Annotated in this window: 22 protein-coding genes and 1 tRNA gene; 13 read left to right on the top strand and 10 right to left on the bottom strand. The window is 63.4% G+C overall.

The genetic code is table 11. The features are described 5' to 3' along the window. Nucleotides 1-1018: ABC transporter permease (locus A3728_RS02175; RefSeq protein ID WP_067919870.1), on the top strand; the 1018-nt coding region annotated here is incomplete at its 5' end. After that, on the top strand, nt 1015-2169 hold the full coding sequence (locus tag A3728_RS02170; protein ID WP_067919862.1) for an ABC transporter permease: 1155 nt from the start codon (nt 1015-1017) through the stop codon (nt 2167-2169). The genes A3728_RS02175 and A3728_RS02170, both read left to right, overlap by 4 nt. Before the next feature lie 63 nt (nt 2170-2232). Here A3728_RS02170 and A3728_RS02165 read toward each other — a convergent pair whose 3' ends face one another. Together A3728_RS02165 and A3728_RS02160 are read right to left on the bottom strand one after the other, a co-directional pair. Continuing rightward, nucleotides 2233-3009: an MBL fold metallo-hydrolase gene (locus A3728_RS02165; RefSeq protein ID WP_067919860.1), complete on the bottom strand. Its 777-nt coding sequence runs from the start codon at nt 3007-3009 to the stop codon at nt 2233-2235. A gap of 68 nt (nt 3010-3077) precedes the next feature. Next, nucleotides 3078-5504, bottom strand: a complete 2427-nt coding sequence (locus A3728_RS02160) for a mechanosensitive ion channel family protein (RefSeq protein WP_067919858.1) — start codon at nt 5502-5504, stop codon at nt 3078-3080. A gap of 192 nt (nt 5505-5696) precedes the next feature. On the opposite strand from A3728_RS02160, the gene A3728_RS02155 reads away from it, so the two are divergent. From A3728_RS02155 to A3728_RS02115, 9 genes are all read left to right on the top strand, one after another. Beyond that, entirely contained in the window at nt 5697-6905 is a 1209-nt protein-coding gene (locus A3728_RS02155; RefSeq protein WP_067919856.1) for a glycosyltransferase family protein, read from the top strand. Next, complete coding sequence (locus A3728_RS02150; RefSeq protein ID WP_067919854.1) at nt 6902-8143, top strand: glycosyltransferase family 4 protein; 1242 nt, start codon at nt 6902-6904, stop codon at nt 8141-8143. Before A3728_RS02155 ends, A3728_RS02150 begins: the two co-directional genes overlap by 4 nt. Then, the gene (locus A3728_RS02145) at nt 8140-9213 is read left to right on the top strand and encodes a glycosyltransferase family 4 protein (protein WP_236628133.1); all 1074 of its coding nucleotides are present in this window, start codon (nt 8140-8142) and stop codon (nt 9211-9213) included. The genes A3728_RS02150 and A3728_RS02145 overlap by 4 nt, the downstream gene beginning before the upstream one ends. Then, entirely contained in the window at nt 9210-9794 is a 585-nt protein-coding gene (locus tag A3728_RS02140; protein WP_067919852.1) for a histidine phosphatase family protein, read from the top strand. Before A3728_RS02145 ends, A3728_RS02140 begins: the two co-directional genes overlap by 4 nt. Next, nucleotides 9791-10930: a glycosyltransferase family protein gene (locus A3728_RS02135; RefSeq protein WP_067919850.1), complete on the top strand. Its 1140-nt coding sequence runs from the start codon at nt 9791-9793 to the stop codon at nt 10928-10930. The genes A3728_RS02140 and A3728_RS02135 overlap by 4 nt, the downstream gene beginning before the upstream one ends. Next, the gene (locus A3728_RS02130; RefSeq protein WP_067919848.1) at nt 10927-11688 is read left to right on the top strand and encodes a polysaccharide deacetylase family protein; all 762 of its coding nucleotides are present in this window, start codon (nt 10927-10929) and stop codon (nt 11686-11688) included. Before A3728_RS02135 ends, A3728_RS02130 begins: the two co-directional genes overlap by 4 nt. After that, nucleotides 11685-12161, top strand: coding sequence for a class I SAM-dependent methyltransferase (locus A3728_RS02125; RefSeq protein WP_067919847.1), 477 nt, complete (start codon nt 11685-11687; stop codon nt 12159-12161). Before A3728_RS02130 ends, A3728_RS02125 begins: the two co-directional genes overlap by 4 nt. A gap of 61 nt (nt 12162-12222) precedes the next feature. After that, nucleotides 12223-12579: a hypothetical protein gene (locus A3728_RS02120; RefSeq protein WP_067919845.1), complete on the top strand. Its 357-nt coding sequence runs from the start codon at nt 12223-12225 to the stop codon at nt 12577-12579. 55 nt (nt 12580-12634) lie between these two features. After that, nucleotides 12635-12841: a DUF3072 domain-containing protein gene (locus A3728_RS02115; protein WP_067919844.1), complete on the top strand. Its 207-nt coding sequence runs from the start codon at nt 12635-12637 to the stop codon at nt 12839-12841. A 59-nt stretch (nt 12842-12900) separates the two neighbouring features. Here the strand turns inward: A3728_RS02115 and lepA are convergent, their stop codons facing one another. Further along, entirely contained in the window at nt 12901-14703 is a 1803-nt protein-coding gene (lepA, locus tag A3728_RS02110; protein ID WP_067919842.1) for a translation elongation factor 4, read from the bottom strand. Nucleotides 14704-14912: 209 nt separating this feature from the next. Here lepA and A3728_RS02105 point away from each other — a divergent pair, with 209 nt between their 5' ends. After that, nucleotides 14913-15275, top strand: a complete 363-nt coding sequence (locus A3728_RS02105; RefSeq protein ID WP_067919866.1) for a hypothetical protein — start codon at nt 14913-14915, stop codon at nt 15273-15275. A gap of 63 nt (nt 15276-15338) precedes the next feature. On the opposite strand, the gene A3728_RS02100 is transcribed toward A3728_RS02105, so the two are convergent. The 6 genes from A3728_RS02100 to A3728_RS02075 form a co-directional block, all read right to left on the bottom strand. Beyond that, nucleotides 15339-15797 (bottom strand): arsenate-mycothiol transferase ArsC, encoded by a 459-nt coding sequence (locus tag A3728_RS02100; RefSeq protein ID WP_067919840.1) that lies wholly within the window; start codon nt 15795-15797, stop codon nt 15339-15341. Continuing rightward, on the bottom strand, nt 15798-16277 hold the full coding sequence (locus A3728_RS02095) for a UPF0262 family protein (RefSeq protein ID WP_067919839.1): 480 nt from the start codon (nt 16275-16277) through the stop codon (nt 15798-15800). It abuts the gene before it with no gap. A gap of 86 nt (nt 16278-16363) precedes the next feature. Further along, entirely contained in the window at nt 16364-17665 is a 1302-nt protein-coding gene (hisD, locus tag A3728_RS02090; protein WP_067919836.1) for a histidinol dehydrogenase, read from the bottom strand. Nucleotides 17666-17758: 93 nt separating this feature from the next. Next, complete coding sequence (locus A3728_RS02085) at nt 17759-18229, bottom strand: DUF2948 family protein (protein ID WP_067919834.1); 471 nt, start codon at nt 18227-18229, stop codon at nt 17759-17761. Further along, nucleotides 18226-19497, bottom strand: coding sequence for a UDP-N-acetylglucosamine 1-carboxyvinyltransferase (gene murA, locus A3728_RS02080; RefSeq protein WP_067919832.1), 1272 nt, complete (start codon nt 19495-19497; stop codon nt 18226-18228). Before murA ends, A3728_RS02085 begins: the two co-directional genes overlap by 4 nt. A gap of 5 nt (nt 19498-19502) precedes the next feature. Next, nucleotides 19503-19700: a hypothetical protein gene (locus tag A3728_RS02075; protein WP_067919830.1), complete on the bottom strand. Its 198-nt coding sequence runs from the start codon at nt 19698-19700 to the stop codon at nt 19503-19505. Between the two features lie 84 nt (nt 19701-19784). Here A3728_RS02075 and A3728_RS02070 point away from each other — a divergent pair. Further along, nucleotides 19785-19859: transfer RNA gene (locus A3728_RS02070), tRNA-Thr, on the top strand. Between the two features lie 34 nt (nt 19860-19893). Here A3728_RS02070 and A3728_RS02065 read toward each other — a convergent pair. Beyond that, nucleotides 19894-20565, bottom strand: a complete 672-nt coding sequence (locus tag A3728_RS02065) for a DUF1045 domain-containing protein (protein WP_067919825.1) — start codon at nt 20563-20565, stop codon at nt 19894-19896. Nucleotide 20566 lies beyond the last annotated feature (1 nt).

Raw genomic sequence — 20566 nt, 5'->3', positions numbered from 1 at the left:
CAGATATGCAGCCTACCGGTTCGTCACCATGCTGCTGACGCTTTGCGTGGTCTCGGTTCTGGTCTTCGTCATCATCAACCTGCCCCCCGGCGATTACCTGTCGAACCAGATCGCCGAACTGCGCGCCACCGGGCAGGCCGAGGGCGTGGCCAAGGCCGAATTCCTGCGCCACGAATATGCGCTGGATCAGCCGATCTGGCGCCAATACCTCATATGGGTCGGCTTCGCCCCGGGGCCGCAGGGGTTTTCAGGGCTGCTTCAGGGGAACTTCGGCTGGTCATTCGAATTCGACCGGCCCGTTGGCGAAATCGTGGGCGATGCCCTTTGGCTTACCGTACTTGTCAATCTGGCGGCGGTCCTCTTCGTCTATGCCGTGGCCCTGCCGCTTGGCGTGCTGGCTGCGGCAAGATCCGAAAGCTGGGTCGATTATACTGCCGGTTTCGTCGGATACCTCGGTCTTGCGACCCCGAACTTCCTGCTGGCGCTGATCCTGTTTTACTACGGGCACAAATACTTCGACCTGCCCATCGGCGGGCTGATGGCCCCCCACTACGAAGGGGAGCCGATGTCGTGGGGAAAGGTCCGGTCGATCCTGCTGCATCTTATCGTGCCCACCTTCGTCATCGGCACGGCGGGTTCCGCCGCCATGATGCAGCGTCTGCGCGCGAACATGCTCGATGAACTGGGCAAACCCTATGTGGAAACCGCGCTGGCAAAAGGTATGTCACCCGCCCGAATGTTGACGAAATATCCCCTGCGGATGGCGTTCAACCCTTTCGTCGCCGATATCGGGAACCTGCTTCCCGCCATGGTGTCGGGCTCCGTTCTTGTCTCGGTCGTGCTGGGCCTCCAGACCATCGGGCCCTATCTGCTCGCGGCGCTCAAATCGCAGGATCAGTTCCTCGCCGCCTTTGTGCTGATGTTCGTCGCGCTTCTCACGCTGATCGGCACGATGATCTCCGACCTGCTGCTGGTATTGCTCGACCCGCGCATCCGTTACGGAGACCGCGCGGGATGAGCACGCAGCCCTCGAACCGCTTCGTCGATACGACACCATGGACCGATACGCCCGACGCCGCCGCCCCGCCCGATCCACGGCTCGATGCCTCCGTGACCCGGCTGATGTGGCGGAAGTTTCGCCGCCACCGGCTGGCGCTCCTTTCCGGCGCGTTCCTGCTTTTGTGTTACCTCATGCTCCCCATTGCCGGTTTCATCGCACCCTACGGTGCGAACGAGCGCAATGCCGACCACCTCTATGCACCGCCGCAATCGATCGAGTTCTGGCACGACGGCGAGTTCGTCGGACCGCATGTCTACCCCACCATCGGCACCGCGGACCTGGTCAACTATCGCTGGGTCTATGAAACAGACGAGAGCCGACCGCTGCCGCTGGAATTCTTCTGCGAAGGGGCCGAATACCGGCTCTTCGGACTTCTACCCAGCACCACCCACCTGTTTTGCGCGCCAGAGGGCGCGACCGTGTTCCTCTGGGGGTCGGACAGGTTGGGCCGCGATGTCTTCAGCCGCATACTCTACGGCGCGCAACTGTCGCTGACGGTGGGGATCATCGGTATCACCGTCTCTTTCGCACTCGGGATCTTCTTCGGCGCGATCGCCGGCTATTTCGGCGGCAAGACGGACTGGATCGTGAACCGCGCCATCGAAATCCTGCGCTCGCTGCCCGAACTCCCCCTGTGGCTGGCCCTTTCGGCGGCGGTCCCGTCAAACTGGGGGCCGGTCGCGGTCTTTTTCATCATATCCGTGATCCTCGGCGTGCTCGATTGGCCGGGCCTGGCCCGCGCGGTACGTGCCAAGTTCCTGAGCCTGCGAGAGGAGGAATACGTGCGCGCCGCGGAAATGATGGGCGCGCGCCCGGGCCGGGTGATCCGCCGACACATGCTGCCCAACTTCATGTCGCACCTGATCGCCAGTGCCACATTGTCGATCCCCGCGATGATCCTCGGCGAAACGGCGCTATCTTTCCTGGGCCTCGGCCTGCGGGCCCCCGCGGTCAGCTGGGGCGTGATGCTGAACGACGCGCAGAACCTCGCAAGTATCGAGATCTACTGGTGGACAGCCATTCCGATGCTCCCCATCATCGTCGTGGTCCTCGCCTTCAATTTCCTAGGCGATGGTCTTCGCAGCTCGCTCGACCCCTATAAGTCCTGAAAGAGCGCAGTTCGGGTTCCAAATGGGTTAAAATCCCGGTGGGGGCAGCCCCCCTGCCCTACCTCATTCGTCGTACCAATCGCCAAATTTCACCTCGACATCCGTGCCGACCATCTTGGCGAACTCTTCGGGGTTCTGGGTGCCGCCGTCGCGACCGCGATAATGGTAGGGGTAGACGTAAGTAGGTTTGAACTCCGCCACTGCGGAAGCCGCCGCCCGGGCATCCATGGTGAACGGCAGGTTCATGCAGACGAAGGCAAGGTCGATATTGCTGAGGTCGCGCATTTCGGGCGTGTCTTCGGTATCGCCCGACACATAGACCCGGAAGCCCTCGAAATTCAGCACGTATCCGTTGTCCCGGCCTTCGGGGTGAAACTTCTTGCGGTCTTCGGTGATGTTGTAGGCTGGGATCGCCTCGATCATCAGATCGTTCCATGTATGGGTACCGCCGTTGGCGACCTCTGTGGCCTTGGCCTTCAGGTCTTCGGGCAGCATGGCAAAGACCGCCGGGTTGGTCAGAAGCTGCGTATCCTCTCCGATCAGCGCGTTCAGCGTATCGGCATTGTAGTGATCGCCGTGCTCGTGGGTGATCAGGATCAGATCGGGTTTCGGAAAATCGGCGTAGTTTTCCGCGTCGCCCACCGGGTCCACATGGATCGTGCCCTTCGGAGTTTCCATCACGAAAGACGCATGATCGACGGGATGAACCGTGACCTCGCCGGCATCGGTCTCGAACGTGTTGCCGGTATGTGCGGCGGCAAGGGCTGCATAAGGCAGAAGCGTCACGACGCCACCGGCGGCGGCGGAGGTGACGAAGAACTGGCGGCGGGAAATAGACATGCGACTGTCTCCTTGCTGTGAAATAACCTGCTCCGCAGATAGCTCTGCCCCCCCGCCCTTCAACCGCGTCAGCGGTCATCCCCCACCGGGCCTTCCGGCTCTTCCGCTTCCTCCTGTTCAAATGATGCCTGCGCCGCAGCCGTCACCGCGCGCTTTTGCTCTTCGCTCAGCTCTTCCAGTTTGCCGTCCGCCAGCCGCACCGTGACTTCGCGATGCGCGAAACGGATGCCCTCGCGCTCGAACAGGGCGCGGATCTCTTCGTATACACGCTTGCGCACCAGCCATTGATCGCCGGGTTTGGTCATGAACTTTACACGGATGATCATGGCGCTGTCCTGCATTTCGATCACACCCTGTGACTTGAGCGGCTGGATGAAATTCTCTCCGATCACCGGATCGTCCAGCAATTCCTGCCCGAGCTTCTTGATCAGCTTGCGCACCTTTTCAACGTCGGTGTCATAGGTGACGCGCAGGGGCAGCTTCATCATGACCCAGTCGCGTGAAAAGTTGGTCATAACCTGCAGTTCACCAAACGGAATCGTGTGCAGATAGCCCAGATGGTGACGCAACTGGAAAGACCGGACGGAGATCTTTTCCACCGTTCCCTTCACCCCGCCCACATCGAGGTATTCGCCCTTGCGGAAAGCATCGTCGAACAGAAAGAACGCACCGGCGAAGATGTCGCGCACGAGTGCTTGGCTGCCAAAGCCGATGGCGATGCCCACGATACCTGCCCCGGCGAAGAGCGGGCCCACATTGACCCCGATTTCCATCAGCACGATGAGCAGGATGGTCACCACCACCACGATCAGCACCACGTTGCGAAACAACGGCAGCAATGTCGCCAGACGGGTCGCGGAGGAGCCGCCCCCCTCGTCCCCCGGCTCCGGTTCCTCAAGGTCGCCGATCTCTTCCTCGATCTTGCTGTCGATCCAGATGCGGAAAGCATGGTAGACAACGTAGCCGATGAACACGATCACGAGGATATCGAGCAGCCGGTCCGCGTAGCTTTCGGCCATGCGGGCGCTTTCGTTGTCCCAGATATAGAAGAAGGCATAGGCCCCCGCGACAAAGGCAAGGATACCGGCCACCCGCCGGGCCAGCGCCTCGAAACTGTTCAGGGAATGTCGCTGGCCCTGTGACAGGCGGGCCGCCTGCGGGTCGGGCGCCGCTCCTTCGGGCGGGGGACCCGATGCAGCGTCGGCAAGGCCTTGCTCTTCAGCCTTGCGGGCCAGCGCCTCTTCGCGCTGCGCATTGAGCCGCCGCAGCGTCCGGGCGCGGGAAAAATACCGTTCGATCACATAGCTAATGCCGCCGTAGACGACGATGATCGAAACAAGGATGCCATAGGCCCCGGCGATGAGCGGTATGGAACTGGGGTTCGCCAGCACCAGGTCGTAGGTCAGCTCCACCCACGCGAACAGGACGTAGATGATCACCGTCGGCGCCCAGATGCGCACCAGCGTCCGGGTCACCAGGCTGCACTCTTCCATTGGCCTACCGTTCTGCAAGGCCCCCGAAATTGCCCGGCGGTTGACCAGTACCAGCAAGATGTTCATCAGCACGATCCCCGCCGACAGCATGGAGGCGAGGAAGGCGTAGACATCGTAGTTCAGGCCCAGCTCACCGATCCAGATCCCGAACAGGATCGCGCAGACGTCGAAGGTGGCCAGCATCCAAAGCCACCGGTGCAGTCGCGTCGCGTCGCGGTCACTGAGCGCCGGGATCCGGTATTGCGACAGGTAGGGCGACAGGATCATGCGCCACAGGCTCGCGACGAAGCGGCAGATGAAATAGCCGATGTTGATCAGCGTGACGGTGAACTGGATCGCCGTATCCTCGAGCGTGCCGAAAATGCTGTAGCCGACGATATAGGCCACAACCATGGAAACGATGATCCCCACAACACTGAGCATGAACCGGTAAAGCAGAAAGGGCATTTTCTCCGAATAACCCTGCGGATTCTCTTTCACCCGGGCGAGCACACGTTTGCGCGCAATGCGCTTGGCAAAGATCTCCCGTTCCGCGATCACCCCGATGGAAAGCATCAACAGGCTCAGGAGCAATGTCTTGGCGAAAACCCAGAGCGTGCCATCAGGCGATGCGGCACGCAGGATATAGAGCACTTCGTTGAAAGCGTTGGGCAGGTCCACCAGCCGCTCCAACAGGGCCGCCCGGAACCGGGTCGCCCTGTCCTGCAGGTTCATGAGGGCGGAGTGTTCCTGTACCACCTCATCCAGCGGCACCGCCCCCTCGGGCGGGGTGGCGGGGGGCCGCAGGTTGCCCTCGGCATCGATGACCAGAATGCCGATCCCGTTGCGGGCAGCTTCGCGCATGACTTCTTCTATGGTGGCGGGGGGGGGTGCATCAGCGGTTTCTTCCGTCGAAGTCGAGGCCCCCGGCAGCAGTGCGGTCAGCCCCTGCGCCTTGGCCGACTGCACCGAAAGACCCAGAAAAAGGGCGACTGCTACGCAAAGAAAATAGATGATGCGCATGAGGCCCCGCTACAAAATGTTGCGTCAGGCTAAGTCACCCCCTGCCACATTGCAATTGGAGCCTGTTTTCCCGCACCCGGCGATTGGAGGTTTGCCCCGAGGGCCCGAACCCATTAAACAGAAATCAACGGGAAAAATCCCGCGCGCCGGCCCCGGCCAAACACCACATAGTTGCACGAAAAGGACCGGCAGATGGGACGATGGGGGTCGAGGCAGGGAACGGACGGCTCGGCACGCCGCAGGGTCATGTTCTACAGCCACGATACGTTCGGTCTTGGGCATCTGCGCCGGTCCCGCACCCTCGCCACGGCTCTGACCGCGCAGGATGACACGACATCCGCTATCATCCTGACGGGCTCCCCGGTGGCCGGGCGGTTCACCTTTCCCGAGCGCGTCGATCACATCCGCCTTCCGGGCGTCACGAAACTGACCGATGGCAGCTATGTCAGCCAGACGCTCGGCCTTGATATCGACGATACCACATCGCTGCGGGCGGGGCTGATCCAGACCGCTATCGAACAATACGAACCCGATCTGCTGATCGTCGACAAGGAACCCACCGGCTTTCGGGGGGAGTTGCTCCCCACGCTGGAATGGCTGCGCATCCGCGGGCGGACACGGACGGTGCTGGGCCTACGGGACGTGCTGGATGAGCCGGAGGTTCTGGCCGCGGAATGGCACCGCAAAGGGGCGGTGACGGCAGCCGACAAACTTTACGATGAACTTTGGGTCTATGGCGTACGGGACGTGCATGACCCGACCGAAGGCCTGCCGTTGGCCCCCGAGACGCGGGCGCGGATGCATTGGACGGGCTACCTGCGCCGGCAAGAGGTCGACACAGGCGAAGTGCCCGACAGCCCCTATGTCCTCGTGACCCCCGGGGGCGGCGGTGATGGTGCCGCGATGGTGTCGCTCGTGCTTGACGCCTATGAACAGGACCTGACCCTGTCGCCCGATGCGCTGCTCGTCTACGGCCCATTCCTGTCAGGCGAGGTGAGAGAGGAATTCGATGCACGCGTGGACAGGCTCGGCGGGCGCGTCCGCTCCGTCGGGTTCGACAGCCGCATGGAAGCACTGTTCGCCGGGGCGGAGGGTGTCGTTTGCATGGGAGGGTACAACACCTTCTGCGAGGTGCTTTCCTTCGACAAGCGTGCGGTGATCGTCCCGCGTACCGTGCCCCGTCTGGAACAATGGATAAGGGCGAGCCGGGCCGAGCAGCTGGGTCTGGTGCGGATGCTGGACGAAACCCGCGACGGGCTTACACCAGCCTCGATGATCGCGGCCATACGGGCCCTGCCGGAACAGCGCCTGCCTTCCGAAGCGGGGGCAAACGGGCTTCTCGACGGGCTGGATGCGGTCACAGCGCGGGCCGAAGCGCTCATGAACGGAACCCTGTCGTGAACAAGACGCGCCTTGCCGTGGTAGTAAAGGGCTGGCCGCGCCTGTCCGAAACCTTCATCGCGCAGGAACTGTTGGCGCTGGAAGAGGCTGGCCTCTCCCTCGATCTGTGGTCGCTGCGCCATCCGACCGATACCAAGACGCACCCCCTGCACGACAGGTTGCAGGCGCGGGTGAACTATCTGCCGGAGTATCTGCGCGATGAACCGGACCGCGTGGCAAGAGCACGCGAAGCGGTGACCGCCCTGCCCGGGCATGACGCGGCCCGGGTCGCATTCGAGGCCGATCTGGCCCGCGACGACACGGCCAATCGCCGCCGCCGCTTCGGTCAGGCCTGCGTGCTCGCCCATGAGCTTGGCGAAGATATCGCGGGCCTCTATGCCCATTTCCTGCATACGCCGGCATCCGTCGCCCGCTATGCGGCGATCCTGCGGGGGCTGCCTTGGGCCTTTTCAGCCCATGCAAAGGACATCTGGACATCGCCGGAATGGGAGTTGCGAGAAAAGCTCACATCCGCAGAACATGGCGCGGTCTTCGGGGCCACCTGTACCGCCTTCGGGGCCCGGCACCTGCGCGGGCTTTCGGGCGGTACGCCGGTCGATCTGGTCTACCACGGGCTGGACCTGTCCCGCTTCCCCGCCCCGCCAGAACGAAAGCCGCGCAGGGCAGGAAGCCCCCTGCGGCTGATGTCCGTCGGACGGCTGGTGGAAAAGAAAGGCTTCGACAATCTGATCGATGCCTTCGCCCTGCTTTCCCCGGACCTTGACTGGCACTGGGTGCATATCGGCGGCGGCCCCTTGGACGAAACGTTGAAAGAGCGTGCCCGTCTGAAGGGCGTGGCGAACCGGATCGAATGGCACGGCCCCCGCGACCAGCCCGAAGTGATCGCCGCCATGCGGCAGGCCGATCTTTTCGTCCTCCCCTCCCGCATTGCCGAAGACGGCGACAGGGACGGCCTGCCCAACGTGCTGATGGAGGCCGCGAGCCAAAAGCTGCCGATCCTGTCGACACCCGTCTCCGCCATCCCCGAGTTCATCGAGGATGGCGTGCACGGCCTGCTGCGACCCGACAGCCCGGATACGCTGGCAAGGACGATAGAGACCTTCGCCGCCGATCCCGCGCTTGGGCCGAGACTGGCGGCCAACGCCCATGAGCGGCTGACCCGTTCCTTTGTCATGGCGCCCGGCATTGCACATCTGCGCGAACGGCTGGGGGCAATGATGGCGCGTCGGCCCGCATGAAGCTGGCATTCTACGCGCCGATGAAAACGCCGGACGACCCGATGCCCTCGGGCGACAGGACGATGGCGCGGGGAATTCTCTCCGCTCTCGAATACGCCGGGGTCGAGGTGGAACTGGTCAGCCGCCTGCGCAGCCGGGATGGCGCGGGCGACGCTGCCGAACAGACCCGGATCATGGAGACCGTGAAAACGGAAGCCTCCCGCCTGATCAAGACAGGGCGCGCAGCGGGGTGGCAGGGCTGGCTGACCTACCACAATTACTACAAGGCGCCGGACCTGCTCGGCCCCGGCGTGGCCCGCACGCTCGGTATTCCTTATGTGCAGATCGAATCCACACGCGCGCGGAAACGGCTCGCTGGCCCCTGGGCCGCATTTGCTCGCTGCGCCGAAGATGCCACGGACAGTGCTCAGGCGATTTTCCACTTCACCCGCCGCGACGCCGAAGCACTGCTGCGCGACGCCCCACCACAGCAGCATATCCTGCATCTGCACCCCTTTCTCGACCGGGATGAGTTGCCCCGGCCCTCCGCGCTCAGCGGGCCGATGCTGGCGGTGGGCATGATGCGTCAGGGCGACAAGCTGGCGTCATACGACCTTATCGCCGCAGCGCTGCAGCAGCTGCAGCCGGGCTGGCGGCTGGACATCGCGGGGGATGGCCCCGCCCGCCCGCAGGTCGAACGGTTCATGGCCCCGTTCGGGGATGCCGTGCGGTTTCTGGGCGCATTGGACGGCACGGCTTTGCAGGCGGCTTATTCGGACGCCGCCCTTTTAATCTGGCCGGGCGTGAACGAAGCCTTCGGCATGGTCTATCTGGAAGCGCAGGCGGTGGGTCTTCCGGTCGTCGCACAGGACAGGCCCGGCGTACGGGACGTGCTGGCCCCCGGAACTTATCCCAGCCCGGAGGCTGGCGCCCCAGGTCTTGCCGCACGGCTGCGACACCTGCTGAGTGATACAAAGGCGCGGCATGACGCGGGCACAGAGGCTGCACGCCATATTGCCCGGCATCACCTGCGCCCGGTCGCAGCCCGAACCCTGCTTGACGGATTGCACCGGGCGGGGGTGGCACCATGATCCGTCTCGCGTTGCTCCGCCACGGGCATACCTCATGGAACCGCGAGGGACGGATTCAGGGGCGAACGGACATACCGCTCGACCCCGAAGCCGAAGCCCACCTGAAGAGCCTCCGCTTACCGGCTCCATGGGATGAGGCCGATCTTGTCTCAAGCCCCCTGTCGCGCGCAGTGCGAACTGCCGAAATCCTCACGGCGCGCGCGCCCCGGACCGAACCGGCCCTTCTGGAAATGGACTGGGGCGCGTGGGAGGGCGGCCAAGGCACCGCACTGCGCGCCGACCCGGAAAGCGGCTACCGGGATCTGGAAAGCTGGGGGTGGAATTTCACACCGCCCGGCGGGGAAAGCCCTGCCACGCTGCGTGATCGCCTTGTTCCATGGGCGGAAAGCCTGAAAAGCGATACGCTGGCTGTCTGCCACATCGGAACGATGCGGGTATTGCTGGCCTGCGCGACCGCCTGGCAGTTCGACGGCCCACCGCCCTTTCGCATCAAGCGGGACAGGCTCTATATCCTGCGCATCCACAAGGGGGACTGGCAGTTGGAAGAAGCGGTCCCGCGTCTGGAAAGGCAAGCATCATGAAGGTGATGATCGTTGCCACCCATCTGCTGGGCTCCGGCCATCTGGCACGGGCGCTGACCCTGGGGCGAGCGATCCTGAAGGCGGGGCAAAAGGTGCATATCGTCTCCGGCGGTCTCCCTGCCCCATTGCTGGACAGGGGCGAGATCACGCTGACGCAGCTGCCCCCCGTCCGCTCCGACGGAACGGATTTCGCACGCCTGCTGGATGCCGACGGCAAGCCGGTGCGCGCGGATTACATGGTAAGCCGCGCCGATCTGCTCGCCAAGCTGCTACGGCAGGAGGAGCCGGATGTGCTGCTGACGGAGCTTTTCCCCTTCGGGCGGCGGGTTCTGCGAGCAGAGTTCACACAGCTTCTGAAGGCGGCGGCGGGTCTGCCCCGGCGGCCCTTCGTCGCCGTATCCCTGCGGGATATTCTCGCCCCGCCATCGAAAGAGGCCAAGGCGCGATTTGCCAGCGATATGGTTGCGGCGCATTACGACGCGGTGCTGGTGCACGCCGACCCGGACGTAGTGAAGCTGGAACAAAGCTGGCCCGTCACGAAGGTCATCCGCGATCGGCTTCATTACACCGGGTTCGTGGCTCCCGCGCCCCCGACGGTACCCGAGACCACGACAGGCCGGGGGGAGGTGATCGTCAGCGCCGGGGGCGGCGTCGGGGTGGGCGGCCCCCTTTTCGCGGCAGCCCTCGCCGCAGCCCGACAAAACCCAGAGCGACGCTGGCGCATCCTGATCGGCGGGGCGCAGGCGACTGAGACTATCGCGAAGCTGAAAGACCTGCCCGAAAATGCGCTGGTAGAACCGGCGCGGCCAGACTTCCGCAATTTGCTTTGCCTGGCCGAAGCGTCAATCTCGCTCTGTGGATACAACACCGCGCTGGATATTCTGCAGACGGGTTGCCCGGCTGTCTTCGTCCCTTTTGACGAAGGGGGTGAAGTCGAACAGACACTCCGCGCAAATGCGCTTTCACGCCTGCCGGGGATCGTGACCTGCAGAAGCGCCGAACTCTCCGCCGCCTCCCTCCTGAACCGCCTCGATGAGTTGCAAAAGGCCCCCCGTCGCCCGCCCAGCCGAACAGGAATGAACGGGGCGAGCGAAACGGCACGCCTTCTTGCGCGGCTGGCAGAGGGGCAGCGATGAAAACCGACTGGCAGCCACTCATCGCCGAACTGACCGCTTATCGCGCGGCAGGCCTCACCCTGCCGATCTGGTGGCGGGATGACGACGCCACCCGTTCGGGCCCCCGCCTGCGCAAACTGGGGCGCATGTCCCGGCGCACGGGGGTGCCAGTGCATATTGCGGTCGTGCCCGCGCGGCTCGAGCCATCGCTCGTCCGATTTTGCGCGCAGCGGCCCTATGCGATCCCGCTGGTCCATGGTTACGCCCATGAGAACCGGGCACCGGTGGGTCAGAAGAAATCGGAATTCGGCGAGCCCCACCCGGACAGTGCGGAGCGCGCGCGCGAAGGGCTGAAGATCCTGCGCAATTCCTTTGGCGAGCGGCTTTTGCCGATCTTCGTGCCGCCATGGAACCGCGTGGCTCCTGAAACGGTGCAGGCGCTGCCTGCGCTGGGGTTCACCGGCCTGTCGACCTTCGCCCCCCGGTCGCAGCGGTTGGCCGCACCGGGGCTGGTACAGATCAACACCCATCTCGATCCCATTGACTGGCATAATGGCGGGGGCCTGATCGCGCCCGAGACACTGATCGCGCAAACGGTCCGCCAGTTGCAGGACCGGCGGCAGGGGCGCGCCGATCCGGCGGAACCCTTCGGCCTGCTGACCCATCATATCGTGCACGACAGCGAGATCTGGCGCTTCGCCGAAGACTTTCTGAAACATATGCTGGACGGGGGCGCCCTGCCCTGCGATCTGTCCCGCGAGAGGGAGACCTTGCCATGAGCCGCCTTGAATCCATGTATCGCCGCATCGGCGCGCAAATCAGCGGGCTCAACTGGGCGGTGGAGGTGATCGCCGATCTGCCGGGAGACGTGCTGGAACTGGGCCTCGGCAACGGCCGCAGCTATCACCACCTGCGGGAGAAGCTGCCGAACCGCTTCATCTGGGTGATCGACCGCGAAATGAATGCCCATCCTTCATCTGTTCCGCCCGATGAGTATTTTCTAAAGGGTGAAGCGGAAGCGATGTTGGCGCGAATGGTTTCGGGCGGGGTGCGTCTGGCACTGGCGCATTACGATTTCGGGGTGGGTGTCGACGAAGTGGACGATGCAGAGGCGCGGCGCCTCAGCCCGGCGATCAGATCCGTGATGGTTCCGGGCGGGTTGATTGTAACGCAACAGAGGCTCGAGGGCTTCAGCCTCGAGACGGGGCCAGACGACATCGCGCGGGGGCGCTATTTTTTCTACCGTGCGTAATAGGGTATTGAAAATATGCTGAAAACGCTAGGTTTTGGGGCGTTATCAAAAGGATATTTTCATGTTTAACTCACGCAATATCATCGCCGCAATTCTTGCCGGCATCGCCGGTACTATCGCGAACTCCATCGCTGTTTCAGCCGCCCTGGGGGCACCGTTGCTCGACCTTATCTTCAGCTTCGGGCGGGAGGCTGTGGCGATACTGGTCGCTTTGCTGCTGATCCCAATTTTCGCCCGGATGGAGGGTGCAGCGGCCTGGCTCACCGGTTTCCTGACGCTCGCGATCGTGCCCTCTATTCTTGCAAAGACGATCTTCGCCGTACCGGCGGGCTGGACGATGGTTCTGATCGTCAACGCGGTCTATGCGATCACTGCGGTCATCGTCTATGTGCTGATTACTAAACGGACAGCTGCATAGGCGGGAACTTCGGGGGCAGGGCCAGCGTTAACCTTTGGAACAAGAGGTGAACAAAATGACCGACAATCCAAAGAGCAACCCGACTGGAAACGCCGAAAAGGACCCCGAAGACTGGGTAACTGGCGATGAGCCGATGACCGGCGCACAGGCCAGCTACCTTAAAACCCTGTGTGAGGAGACCGGCGAGGAATTCGATGACAGCCTGACCAAGGCGGCGGCATCGGAAAAGATCGATCAGCTACAGGACAAATCCAACCGCTGAGCGGGGCAAAACGATATGACGGGGCGCGGGCCTGCCGGTTCGCGCCCTGTCGATTTCTATCAGCTGTCCATCTTGAGCGCTGAAATGAAGGCTTCCTGCGGGATGTCAACCTTGCCGAACTGGCGCATCTTCTTCTTGCCGGCCTTCTGCTTGTCCAAAAGCTTGCGCTTACGGGATGCGTCGCCGCCGTAGCATTTCGCCGTCACGTCCTTGCGCATGGCCGACAGCGTCTCCCGCGCGATGACCTTGCCGCCGATCGCCGCCTGAATCGGGATCTTGAACATGTGACGGGGGATCAGGTCCTTCAGTTTTTCGACCATCGCACGGCCGCGCATCTCTGCCCGGTCGCGATGGACCATGGTCGACAGGGCGTCCACCGGCTCATCATTGACGAGGATCGACATTTTCACGAGGTTGTCCTGCCGGTAGCCGATCATCTGGTAATCAAAGCTGGCATAGCCCTTGGTGACCGACTTCAGCCTGTCGTAGAAATCGAATACCACCTCGTTGAGCGGCAGGTCATAGACCACCATCGCCCGGCTGCCGGCATAGGTCAGGTCCTGCTGGATGCCGCGGCGGTCCTGGCAGAGCTTCAGCACATCGCCGAGATAATCGTCCGGCACGAGGATCGTGGCCTTGATGCGCGGCTCTTCCATGTGGTCGACGTAGGTCAGGTCCGGCATGTCGGCGGGGTTGTGTAATTCGCGCATCTCGCCGTCCTTCATGTGGACGTGATAGATGACCGAAGGCGCGGTGGTGATCAGTTCGATATCGTATTCGCGTTCGATCCGGTCGCGGATCACCTCAAGATGCAGCAGGCCGAGGAAACCGCAGCGGAAGCCGAAGCCAAGCGCGGCTGATGTTTCCATCTCGTAGGAAAAGCTCGCGTCGTTCAGCGCGAGTTTTTCGATGGCGTCGCGCAGGTCTTCGAACTCGGCGCTGTCCACCGGGAAAAGGCCGCAGAACACCACAGGCTGCGAGGGTTTGAAGCCCGGCAGCGGGGTTTGCGTGGGGCGCTTTTCATGGGTGATGGTGTCGCCGACGCGGGTGTCGCGCACCTGCTTGATCGAGGCGTTGAGGTAGCCGATCTCTCCCGGTCCGAGCGCCTTCACGGAAGTCATCGCGGGGCGGTAGACGCCGACATCGTCCACGTCATAGGTGCCGCCAGTCTTGATCATGCGGATGCGGTCGCCCTTTTTCAGGGTGCCGTCGATGATCCGCACGATACAGATCACGCCGAGATACTGGTCGTATTTGCTGTCCACCAGCATGGCTTTGAGCGGTGCCTCGGCATCGCCCCCTTTCGGCGGGGGCAGGCGTTGTACGATGGCTTCCAGCACGTCGGGAATACCGACGCCGGTTTTGGCAGAGATTTCCACCGCGTCCTGCGCATCGATGCCGATCACATCCTCGATCTGTTCGCGCACGCGCTCAACATCGGCGGCAGGCAGATCCACCTTGTTGAGGACCGGCACGATTTCGTGATCCGCGTCGATCGCCTGATAGACGTTGGCCAGCGTCTGTGCCTCAACCCCCTGGCTGGCATCGACCACCAGAAGCGAGCCCTCGACCGCCTGCATGGAGCGGCTGACCTCATAGCCGAAATCGACGTGGCCGGGCGTGTCGATCAGGTTCAGGACGTAGGTCTTGCCGTCTTTGGCCGGATAGTCGATGCGCACCGTATTGGCCTTGATGGTGATGCCGCGTTCCCGCTCGATATCCATCGCGTCCAGCAATTGCTCTTTCATGTCGCGTTCGGCGACCGTGCCCGTCAGCTGGATCAGCCGGTCGGCGAGCGTCGATTTCCCGTGGTCGATATGCGCCACGATGGAGAAATTGCGAATTTGGGAAAGCTCTGTCATGGCGTGGATATGCGGCGGAATCGGGCAGTGGTCAAGCTGGAACGCTGCGCCGCCGGGGGCCGGGCCGCCTGCGCCACACCGGGGCGCCGACCCAGCTAAGCGAAGCAATCGTGAATTGCGCGACGCGCCGGTTTACGGCATACTGCCGACAGAGCAGAACCGGACCGCCAAGGGGCAAACCCATGGTCCATCGTGATTGGGGCATAAAGATGTTACGTACATGTGTAGCGCTGATGGCGCTTACAGCGCTCGCCGCCTGTGGCGGGGGCACCCGGTATTCCAGCAGCAATGGCGCGTACAGGCCGGCACCCGTTCTGTTCGCGGAAGGGCCGATCCAGAAGGCCTGCGTGGCACAAGACCGCAAGAATGCGACCTATGCGCGCTGCGGCTGTATCCAGGCAATTGCGAACCAGACAATGTCGTGGAGCGATCAGCGCTGGGGCGCAAAATTCTTCAAGGACCCGCATCAGGCGCAGGAATTACGGCAGTCGAGCCGGCCGAAGGACGAACGCTTCTGGCTGACGTGGAAAGCCTTTGGGCAGGATGCGGCAGCGGCCTGCGACAACACCTGACGCGCTGAGCCAGTATTCGGCTGCACTGGGCTGGCCCCTCCCCGGGGCCCTCCACCCTTCAGGTCAGCGGCCCGGCGGCGGGCCGAAGCGGTCAATCAGGTGGCGGGTGATCTGGTCGCGGGCGGCGCGGAACTGGGTAAGTTTGGCCTCCCGCCCCTCCCCTAGCCCGGTAGGATCCAGAATCGGCCAATATTCCACATCCAGATGAAAATAGCGGGTCAGTTCCAGCGCGCGGTGGCGGCTTGCCGGCGATAGCGCGATGACGAGGTCGAAGGACGACAAATCGTCGCCCCATTGCTCCATCTCGTCGAAGCTGCGCGAACGGTGACGCGACAGCTCCACATCCAGTTCGGCACAGACTGCGACGGAAAAGCCGTCGATCTCCAGATCGTTGTGGACGCCTACGGACTGCACATAGGTGTCGGTGCCGTAGAACTTCTTCATGATTCCCTCGGCCATGGGGGAGCGCACCGCGTTGTGGTCGCAGCAAAACAGCACCGACTGGGGGAGCGCCTCTGCCATTCAGCCGCCGAAATGCAGAACGCAGATCAGGGTGAAGAGCCGCCGCGCGGTGTCGGCGTCGATCTCGACCTTGCCTTCGAGCCGTTCCTGAAGGACGCGGCTGCCTTCATTGTGGATACCGCGCCGGGCCATGTCGATCGTTTCGATCTGGGAAGGCGGCAGTTTCTTCACGGCTTCGAAATAGCTTTCGCAGATCTGGAAGTAGTCTTTCACCACCTGGCGGAACGGCCCGAGAGACAGATGGAACTCCGCCGCCTTTTCGGCCTGTTCGGTATTCACATCGAAAACCAGCCGCTTGTCACGGATCGACAGGCCCAGATGATACGGCCCCTCGGGAACCGGGCGTTCCGCCCGTTCGGGCAGGACGAAGGAGTTGTCTTCGAGAAGATCGTACATGGCGACCTTGCGCTCCTGTTCGATCTCCGCAGTGGGGGGCGGCAGGTTCGCGTCGTCGATGACGATATGGCTGATACGCGACATGGCAGGGACTCGCTTGGTTCGGACAGGCCCTACCTAGTGCCTCCCCCGCCCGCAGGCAATCGCGCAGCGCGATAACGTGGTGTGCACTAATCGTTGAGCTTGCGCAGGCGCGCAGTCACCGAAAGCCCGTGCGCCTGAAGGCTTTCCGAAGCGGCCAGCGTTTCGGCGGCGGGGCCGATTGCGCGCAGGGCTTCGGGCGTCATCTGGGCAATCGTCGTCCGCTTCATGAAATCGAGCACCGAAAGACCGGAGGAGAACCGGGCGGAGCGCGCCGTGGGCAGCACGTGGTTCGGCCCGCCCACGTAGTCGCCGATGGCCTCGGGCGTCCACTGCCCGAGGAAAATGGCACCGGCATGGGTGATCCGCGCGCAAAGCGCGTCGGGATCGGCCACGCAGAGTTCGAGGTGCTCTGGCGCGATACGGTTCGACAGCTCCGCCGCGACATCGAGGTCCGGCACGGTGATAATCGCGCCGAAGTCACGCCAACTCGCCCCGGCGATGGCGCGCCTTTCGAGCGTTTCAAGGAGCCGGTCCACCGCCTCGCTCACCGCGCGTCCAAAGGCCGCGTCGGTGGTGATCAGCAGCGATTGGGCGCTTTCGTCATGCTCCGCCTGGCTCAGCAGGTCGAGCGCGATCCATTCCGGGTCGTTATCCGCATCGGCGATGACCAGAATCTCGGACGGGCCGGCGATCATGTCGATGCCCACCTTGCCGAAGACCCGGCGCTTGGCCGCCGCGACAAAGGCGTTGCCGGGGCCGGTAATCTTGTCCACCGGGGCGATGGTGTCGGTGCCATAGGCCAGTGCCGCGATGGCCTGCGCGCCGCCGACCCGGTAAACCTCATCGACACCGGCGGCCCGGGCGGCGGCGAGCACAAGCGGGTTGAGTACACCGTCCGGCGCGGGCACCGTCATGGCAAGGCGCGGCACCCCGGCCACCTTCGCCGGTATCGCGTTCATCAGAACCGAGGACGGATAGGATGCCAGCCCCCCCGGCACGTAAAGCCCCGCCGCGGAAACCGGCGTCCATCGCCAGCCCAGCGTCGCGCCCGCCTCGTCGGTCCAGGTGGCATCTTCGGGCAATTGACGACTGTGATAGGCGCGGATACGCGCCGCGGCGCTTTCCAATGCGTCGCGTTCGGCTGCGGGCACGTGCTTGATCGCCGCTTCGATCTCTTCTTCGCCGACACACAGATCGTTTGGGCCCAGCGAAACACGGTCGAACCGGTTCGTCAGTTCGACAACCGCGTCGTCCCCCCGCGCACGGACATCGGCGATGATTTTCGCAACGGCTTCATCCACATCAGGCGCATCTTCGCGCTTGGCGCCCAGCAGGGCTGTGAACGCCGTTTCGAAATCGGCTTGGGCGTGATCCAGAAACTGGGGCATGATCGATCCTGTATCGGGCAGAAACGCGGGGCGGCGCGGTCGGAGAGGCCGGGATGCCTCCGGCGGAAGTATTTCAGATCATGAGAAGAAAGGTCAGTCCTGATGCCGCGGCATTTTGCCCGAGGGCGCGAGGTAGGGCCGGGTAACGTCCTTGAGGGAGACATCCAGCGCCTCGACCTCAACCCGGATTGCGCCGTCCCCGGCCAGCGTAAAGATAAGATGGCCCGAAGGCGCATCGGTCGGCTCGAAGGTGACGGAGAGCAGGGACAGGATGACATCCGCATCGCCCTTGGGAACGCCCTGGCTTGCGACGCCGCGGACGGTTTCGGCGACCAGCAGGGATTGCACCCGTTCGGGGGCATGCCGCCCCTGCCCCGAATCTTCCCACCGGACCCGGTTGAGCAAGACGGCAAAGCGGCCTTCGCGCCGCTGCCAGCGCATTTCGGAAGCGGGAAAAACCGCGTCCTGTGCCAGCGCCGAAATCACCGCGAGGTCTTCCGTATCGAGCGCGCCGAGGTTTACCGGCGCTTCACGGCCGTCTTCGAAACGTGCGTCTTCGGTCATCTTTCAGATATCCGTTCAATCTGCGCGCCGACTGCCGAAAGCTTGTCGACCACGCGTTCATATCCACGGTCCAGATGATAGACCCGGCTGACCCGTGTCTCACCCTCCGCCGCCAGACCGGCGAGGATGAGCGAAACGGAGGCGCGCAGGTCCGTCGCCATGACGGGGGCACCGCGAAGCTTTTCGACCCCACGCACCGTGGCATGGCCCCCGTGCACGTCGATACGCGCGCCCATGCGGATCAGTTCCGGCGCATGCATGAAGCGATTTTCGAAGATCTTTTCTTCGAGCTTCGATGTGCCCTCCGCGGTGCAGAGAAGCGCCATCATCTGTGCCTGCAAATCCGTCGGGAACCCGGGAAAAGGCGCTGTGGTGACATCGATCGCGGAAATGCGGCCATTGCGCCGCGCCACTTTCAGACCGCGGTCGGTTTCGGAAACCTCGATCCCGGCCGCGTCCAGCTTTTCGCAGAAGGCCTGCAGCAGATCGATCCGCCCGCCCAGCAATTCCACCTCTCCGCCGCAGATGGCGGGGGCCAGCATATACGTCCCCAGTTCTATCCGATCCGAAACGACGCGGTGGGTAGCCCCGTGCAGCCGGTCCACCCCTTCGATGGTGATCGAAGAGCTGCCGTCGCCCTCAATCTGCGCCCCCATGGCCCGCAGACAATTTGCGAGATCGACGATTTCAGGCTCACGCGCGGCGTTGTTGATCACGGTGGTGCCTTGGGCCAGCGTGGCGGCCATCAGGATATTCTCTGTCGCACCCACCGAGGCGAAGGGGAAATCTATGACCGCGCCTTTCAGCTTGCCGCCCTTGGCCTTGGCATGCAGATAACCATCGCGCAGTTCGATCTCCGCACCCATCGCTTCCAGCCCGTTGGTATGGATGTCCATGGGCCGCGCGCCGATGGCGCAGCCGCCGGGCAGCGAAACCTCGGCATGGCCTTCGCGGGCAAGGAGCGGGCCCAGAACGAGGTTGGAGGCCCGCATCTTGCGCACGATGTCATATTCGGCACGGGTATTGATGGGCCCGTGGCTCGCCATGGCCAGCACCTTGCCATCTTGCAGCGAGGTGACCTCCGCCCCGAGCGATGAGAGCAGTTCCGTCATGGTACGAATGTCGCTGAGACGGGGCGCATTGGTCAGCGTCAGCGGCTCTTCACTGAGTAATGTGGCCGGCATCAGCGCGAGGCAGGCGTTTTTGGCACCGGCAATGGGAATTTCGCCCGAAAGGGCGCCATTGCCCCTGACCAGAATAGAATCCATCGCGTTCAGTCTTCCTGTTTTCGGTCCTCTGGACCGGTGCCTGTCTGCTGCGGCCCGGATGCCCCCGCGCCATCGTCCTGGGCGGCCCGTTTGCGCGCCTGTGCCTTGCGCCGCGCCATGTTCGCCTTCAGCGCCGCCTTCAGCCGATCTTCGCGGGCCGAAGGCTTTCGCGGGGTCTTTCTGGGGGCCGTATCCTCTGCCATGGGAATTGTCTAGCGCAGGCCGCGACAGGCGTCCAGATAAGGGTTGCGCCGATAGCCGAATGCGTCTAATCAGCCGCCCACGATGCTGTGGTAGCTCAGTGGTAGAGCACACCCTTGGTAAGGGTGAGGTCGAGAGTTCAATCCTCTCTCACAGCACCATCTCCTCCATCCCACCTTGCACCGCCTGCCGGCGTCATCCCCTCAACGGGACCTGTTGCAGCACGCGGAAGAGACCCTCGGTATCCTCCCCCACTAACGATAGATGCGAAAGCTGAAGGGGGGTGGCAAGAACCCCTCCGAACCAGCTTTCCGCGGCGCGGGTCGCGATCCGGGGCTCGTCCAAGCGGTCGGTCAGGGTCATGTGGAAACGGAAATCCTCCATCACGTGGGGGTAGCCGTAGTGGCGCAGATTCGCGGCTTGTCGCTTGGTCAGATGGGGCCGCATGCGGCGGTCGATCTCTGCCTGATCGAGCGGGGTGCGCAGGGGGTGAAACGCCTCCACCGCGCGGGCAGCCAATGCATTGGGTGTGGTTGCCGCGTCACGCGGCAGGGTGAGTGCGAGAAACCGCCCCAGAGAGGTTACTTGTAGCCCGGATAGTGGCATCGCACTGAGTTCGCCCCGCAGGTCGTCCAGTGCGCGGCCCAAATCGGCTTCGCTCGTATCGGGGTGCAACCGGAACGGCGGCACGATGGTTGCGTGGAAGCCGTAGCGGCGGGGTCTTTCCGTCAGCCGAGGAAGGTCGAGACCGTCAAGGTCCGGCTGCGCGACAGGCTCACCTTTGAAAATGTCCCGGCCAAGCCATGCGGCACCCGCCGCGCCCAGTTCGCCGTCAGGTGTAAAATAGACCGCGTAGCGCTGAAACATG

The organism is Sulfitobacter sp. HI0040, assembly GCF_001634885.1.
In the GTDB taxonomy this organism is placed as follows: domain Bacteria; phylum Pseudomonadota; class Alphaproteobacteria; order Rhodobacterales; family Rhodobacteraceae; genus Sulfitobacter.
The sequence above is the reverse complement of the archived record's forward strand: the minus strand, read 5'-3'. Positions and strand labels throughout refer to the sequence as shown.